The sequence below is a fragment of the Pseudomonadota bacterium genome (assembly GCA_010028905.1).
GTDB lineage: Bacteria > Vulcanimicrobiota > Xenobia > RGZZ01 > RGZZ01 > RGZZ01.
Genome location: RGZZ01000323.1, coordinates 1 through 5,872, shown reverse-complemented (window position 1 = coordinate 5,872; position 5,872 = coordinate 1). Strand labels below are relative to the sequence as shown.

General features: G+C 65.5%; 6 protein-coding genes. 3 read left to right on the top strand and 3 right to left on the bottom strand.

The features are described 5' to 3' along the window. The coding region (locus tag EB084_18095) for a hypothetical protein (protein NDD30172.1) at positions 1-359 on the bottom strand (359 nt) is incomplete at its 3' end. A 199-nt stretch (positions 360-558) separates the two neighbouring features. On the opposite strand from EB084_18095, the gene EB084_18090 reads away from it, so the two are divergent. Then, positions 559-930, top strand: coding sequence for a hypothetical protein (locus EB084_18090; GenBank protein NDD30171.1), 372 nt, complete (start codon positions 559-561; stop codon positions 928-930). A 17-nt stretch (positions 931-947) separates the two neighbouring features. Here EB084_18090 and EB084_18085 read toward each other — a convergent pair whose 3' ends face one another. Further along, positions 948-1,589: a hypothetical protein gene (locus EB084_18085; GenBank protein NDD30170.1), complete on the bottom strand. Its 642-nt coding sequence runs from the start codon at positions 1,587-1,589 to the stop codon at positions 948-950. A gap of 39 nt (positions 1,590-1,628) precedes the next feature. On the opposite strand from EB084_18085, the gene EB084_18080 reads away from it, so the two are divergent. Together EB084_18080 and EB084_18075 are read left to right on the top strand one after the other, a co-directional pair. Then, entirely contained in the window at positions 1,629-2,918 is a 1,290-nt protein-coding gene (locus EB084_18080; protein NDD30169.1) for a hypothetical protein, read from the top strand. Positions 2,919-2,946: 28 nt separating this feature from the next. Further along, positions 2,947-3,483, top strand: coding sequence for a hypothetical protein (locus tag EB084_18075; GenBank protein NDD30168.1), 537 nt, complete (start codon positions 2,947-2,949; stop codon positions 3,481-3,483). Positions 3,484-3,549: 66 nt separating this feature from the next. Here EB084_18075 and tkt read toward each other — a convergent pair whose 3' ends face one another. Continuing rightward, positions 3,550-5,613, bottom strand: coding sequence for a transketolase (gene tkt / locus EB084_18070; GenBank protein ID NDD30167.1), 2,064 nt, complete (start codon positions 5,611-5,613; stop codon positions 3,550-3,552). Positions 5,614-5,872 lie beyond the last annotated feature (259 nt).

Genomic DNA, 5,872 nt, shown 5'->3' with positions numbered 1-5,872 from the left:
TTGAGGTGCAGCGACATGGTGGGCGACACACCCGTGGCGGCCTGAACACTGACACTCAACCGACGCCCCTCCCTGGTCGCCACGAGCGCGTGCACCGACGCCCCCGTCACAACCGTGCTCGCCGCGTCTTGAACCGTCCAACCGCGCTTGGTCAAGCCCTGCTTGACCGCCGCGTAGGTCGCATCGACGTCAGATACCGCGTAGACACGTGACAGCGCGGAGCCCTTGTCGTTTGACACCGTGACCGAGACGCCCGGCAGAGACGAGGCCCAGTCGACCTCAGTCGCCGCCTGCGCGGTGTGCGATACCACGAGACAAGCCAGAAGAGCCATACAGATAGCCGCCTTGACAACGCGCATGACACCCACCTCCAGACACAAAGCTGAACAGGGGAGGTCGCCACCGCCACCGTTCTGCCTCCACCTCCGCAGAATGCCACGACGACACCTTGCAACCGCCGCGCTCGCCGCCGATGCAGCCCCCCAGGAGCGAATGCTCCTCCAGTAGAAATCAGCCTTCATGCCGACAACTGCCGCATCTCGCACTCTTGCCGCCGGTGTGATTCTGCTCATGCTGGCTGTCCGATGGCTGCACGCCTGGGACCTCTCTCCTCAAGCGCGAGAGACCATTCTGACCTATCTGCGCAACAGCTATCGGGCGCCCGTCATGGCGCGATACCGCGATGCCGCACCGACCAGAGAGATGGTCGAGCAGAAGAGTGCCGCGCTCGAACAGGTGAGCGATGTGACGCTGTCGCGGGTTGACGTACGTGGGCTGCTGAGGCCGCGATACGCTCGCGTTGAGATACAGGTCAACGGCAAGACCCCGCCAGATGGTAAGACGGTTCGCTACTTCGAGATTGACGGGGTTGTCGGACTCGCAGAGCATCGTGCGGGAAGTTCCTGGCAATACTACTTCTCGCTCTGGTAGTCTCGGGGCCCTCTCGCCTACGCCAGCTCGAGGGGGGTCGAGCCATCATCAACCAGGGCATGACCGCTCCAGAACGCCACCGACTGGGCGAGCGCCTCGGCGTCACCGCTGAGAGACGCATCCCACGGCTCGCGCGGCGATGGCGTACCCACGTAGGCGGTGACCGCGCGATAGATCTCGCCGTCTCGCTCGAGCACCACCACGAGGGTGCTGCACGGCTCGGGGGCGATGCCCCGCACCATGCGCGTGTATCCGAACCGCTCTCCCCGACGGGCGAAGTACACGTCAGCCCCCGGCGGGGTGACGACGCAGGCGCGGGTCCCCACGACACGCCCCATCTCCACCGCCTCGTTCACGGTCGACCGCCCCCCCAGCGCCATCGACGCCACGGCCTCGGTGAAGAGCGCGAGCACGCCGTGATCGCGCACGTGGCTGTCTTCTCTCACCTCGACCGCATAGCCATCACGCGAGACGATGATCATCGTGACTTCCAACCCAATCCGGATGATGAACGCCAGGCCGCGCCTTCGACCGACGGCCCGCTTGCGCGGTCCTTCGCAGACCCGAGAGAGGAATCCCCCAGCGCCTCCCTCCTGACCCCTGCAGAGCGCGGCGCGTTCTCGGGCGATGGCGCTCCGCACGACCCCGATGCGTGACATTCAACTTTCTTTCATACCGCATCAACACAATCTGCGCACATGACATTCAGCCGTATCCTCTCCACCCCATCTCCCATCTGGTCCACGGCGACGGCTTCGCCCACGCGAAACGCCGATCGCCAGCATGTGGTGACGTCGTTCATCGCGGAGAGCAACTCATCTGAAGGGCGTGCGCTCAAGCGCCGATGCATCGGCGAGATCCTGACGGCACAGCCGCAGATGGACGCCCCTACGCTCGCCAGAATCGCATCGTTCGTGAACGAGAGCAACTCCATCGAAGGACGGCGGCTGAAGCTCGAAAGCCTTCAGCACATTGCACAAACCGCCCAACCGCTGGAACAAGCGCACGTCGAGGCGCTGTCGACCCTGGTGAACGAGAGCAACGGCCTCGAGGGCCGAAGCCTCAAGCTCAACGCGGTCGCAACGATGTTCACGAAGCGGCCGACGCTCCCTCCCGGCGTGCTGCGTGGCACCACGACCTGGGTGAATGACGCGAATGGGCTCCCCGCTCGCCGTGTCCGCCTGGAGAGCACGCTCGACCTCCTGAATGCCTACCCCGATGTCTCGGGAGAGATCTTCGAACGCGCCGGCAACACCACGGTCGGGGCCCCAACCACGGCCGAAGGGCTCGCGCGCTTGCAGACGACGATTCCCGAGCTGATGGCACACGCCAGGCTTGCTGGGCGCAGCGCGACCGTTGCCGCGAGTCCGGGCGCTGCCACGACCGCGGGGCTGAGCGCGGCCCTGCTCGAGCGCGTCGAAAAAGACGCGGCAGTCATCCTCGCCACTGCGGCAAAGTCGACCGCCGAGGCGCGTCTCGCGCACTACAACACCGCCCTCGACGGCGACCGGAGCACCCTGTTAGCAATGGAGCGTGAGCTCTACGAACAAACCTGGAAACACTGCGCGGAGCCTGTGCTAGGGTGGGTCCAGGTGGGTTCGTTCGCGGGCACGGTGATTGCGGGAGCGGCGCTGACCCACATGCTCCCGATGCCGGTCGCGATCGCCTCGGTCATCCAGACAACGAGTTTTTGCGCGGGCCTGCTGGTCACCCCACGCATCGTCGGCAAACAAGTGGCGTGGCTCATTCCTGCCCGCGTCGAGAACTCGATGCGCAAGACCCTCGAACCGCTTCGCGGGCACTGGAAGGAACGTTCGAACGAACTGACCGCGCTGCGAGAGCAGGCCACGCAATCGGCGCTCCTTAAGGAATGGAACACCGCAGCGTCGGACGCTGCTCGCCGAACGGCCGATGCGGGCACCGTGACCGCAAACGGCAGCGAGGTGGTCATCAACGGGATTCGCGTCGAACGAAGAACGACGGCGTGACCCCGAACAGACTAAGGAGCTCTCTTCCGTGATTCATCTCCACCGTCTTCGTCCCATCTTGCTCGCCATTCTCATGTCGGGGCTCTTCGTGCGCCCGGCTACTGCAGCCCCCCTGACCTTCGAACCCTTGTCAAGCGAGGAGAAGTGCCCAGGCTTTCAGTTCGAGCTCGACGGCAGATGGCAGCGCTCGCAGTTCATGACGCAGATGTTCTACCTCGAGCCGGACAAGTACGGCACCTCGCCCATCTCGATCACAGGAATGCCTCGGTATGATGCCGTCAGCGGCTATTCGAAAGACACACAGAAGAATGCCGAGAAGGATCTCCGTGGCATGATGAGCGGGAACGAGCGCAATCCCGATTGCGAGTACAAGATCGTGAATCTGAACGGCTTCTGGGGCGTGGCGGAGATCGGAACTCGCATGTTCCAGGTGTGGGTGTACGAAGGCCCCCGGTCGTTCTCGCTCCACTACAATGACGGCCAGTCGACAAAGCCCGACATCGCACGAGACGTGCTGGCGCAGATCTGCAAGACGTTCAAGTGGAAACGTCAACCCAAGGGCTGAGCCCTCGGGCCGCGCGATCAGTGCGCGTCGCGCATTGTTGCGAGGCGGCCTCGCAACAATGCGCGCTCAGGCATTGCCCGCAGTCAGCGCGAGCTGCGCCTTGACCTTGGCCGCCACGTTCTCCGGCGTGAAGCCGAAGTGCTTGTTCAGATCGCCGATGGGGGCCGACTCGCCGAAGCCGGTCATGCCGATCACCACGCCGTCCGGCCCCACGTAGCGATCCCACCCGAAGGGCGTGGCCTGCTCGACAGCCACGCGCACCTTCACCGATCGGGGGAGCACGCTCTCGCGATACTCGGCCGACTGACGCTCGAAGACATCGAACGACGGGATGGAGACCACCCGCGATCGCACCCCTTCTGCCACCAGCAGCTCATGCGCCGCCACGGCCACGTTCAGCTCGCTGCCGCTGGCCAGGATGATGACCTCCGGATTGCCGTCCGGGGCGTCGGCGAGCACGTAGGCCCCCTTCGCCGTGCCGGCGGCCGGCGCGTACTTCGCGCGATCGAGGGTGGGCAGCGCGTGGCGCGACAAGGTGAGCAGCGCGGGCTGGTGCTGGAGCGCCAGCACGTAGCGATACGCTTCGACCACCTCGTTGGCGTCGCCGGGGCGGAACACCACCAGATTGGGGATGGCGCGAACCGCGGCAAGCTGCTCGATGGTCTGATGGGTGGGACCATCTTCCCCGTCAGACAATGCGTCATGGGTGAAGACGAACAGGCTGGGGATGCGCATCAGCGCGGCCAGGCGAATCGACGGCCGCGCGTAGTCGCTGAACACGAAGAACGTGCCGCTGTAGGCACGCAGCCTCGACAGGGCCATGCCGTTCACCGCCGCGGCCATGGCGTGCTCGCGGATGCCGAAGTGCAGGTTGCGGCCCGCGTAACTGCCGGCCTGGAAGCTGCCCGCGTCGCCGCCCAGCAGCGTCTTGTTCGACGGACCAAGGTCGGCCGAGCCGCCCACGAGCCAGGGAAGACGCGGCGCCACGGCGTTGAGCACCTTGCCGGAGGCGTCGCGACCCGCCATTCCCTTGGCGTCGGCGGGGAAGACGGGCAGCGCGGTCTCCCACCCTTCCGGAAGCTGGCGCCGCTGCATCAGGTCAATCTCGTGGGCCAGCTCGGGGAACGCAAGGCGGTACTCGGTGAGCTTGTCGTCCCACGCCTTTCGCGCCTCTGCGCCCCGCTTGCCGACGCCCTCTGCGAAGTGCTCGATCACGCCGTCGGGAACGAGGAACTTCGCGTCTTCCGGCCAGCCGTAGAAGCGCTTGGTGAGCGTGATCTCGTTTTCACCGAGCGGCTCGCCGTGAGCCGACGCGGTGTCTTGCTTGTTGGGCGAGCCCCAGCCGATGTGGCTGTCGAGGATGATGAACGTCGGGCGCCCTTTCGTCTGCGCGAAGACGTCGAGCGCGTGGCTGATGCGCGCGACGTCGTTAGCGTCGCCCACCCGCAGCACGTTCCAGCCGTAGCCCATGAAGCGCGCCGCGATGTCTTCGGTGAAGGCGAGCTTCGTGCTGCCCTCGATGGTGATGTGGTTGTTGTCGAAGATCCAGCACACGTTGTCGAGGCCGAGATGACCCGCCAGCGACGCCGCCTCAGAGGCCACGCCCTCCATCATGTCGCCGTCGCCGCACAAGACGTACACGCGGTAGTCGAAGAGCTCGAAGCCCGGCTTGTTGTAGCGCGCCGCCAGCCACTTCTGGGCGATGGCCATGCCCACGCTGTTGCCGCAGCCCTGGCCGAGGGGGCCGCTGGTGGTCTCAACCCCCGCCGTCATGCCGTACTCAGGGTGACCTGGCGCCATGCTGCCCAGCTGGCGGAAGCGCTTGATGTCGTCGAGCGTGATGCCCGCCTCTTGAACGCCGTTGTCATTGACCGCCTGCGTCTGGGTGAGGTAGAGCATCGACCAGAGCAGCATCGAGGCGTGGCCGTTCGAGAGAATGAAGCGATCGCGATCGGGCCACAGGCTGTTCTGCGGGTCGAAGCGCATGTGGCGGTTCCAGATGGTGTAGGCCAGGGGGGCCAGCGCCATGGCCGTGCCCGGGTGGCCAGAGTTGGCTTTCTGCACGGCGTCCATCGAGAGCGTGCGAATCGTGTTGATGGCGAGCTGTTCCATGTTCTGGGCGTCGGACATGTGCGGCCTCCTGGTTGCGGCGTGGCCAGCCGTGGTTGTCTGCCGCGGCTTCCACCCGACGAGCCGAACTCCTGCGCGCATTCTGGCCCAGGAGCGTCAGAACTTTTCGCCCCACGCGCCCCGCAACAGCGATTCCGCGCGTTCTGTGCAGATCAGCCCAGAACAGACCCGGCTTCACCCGCATTTCACGACCGTTTCAGCCGGTTTCACGGCGGCGCGGCGATGATGGGCCGCACCTCAGCGATAGGAGCGCTCGCCA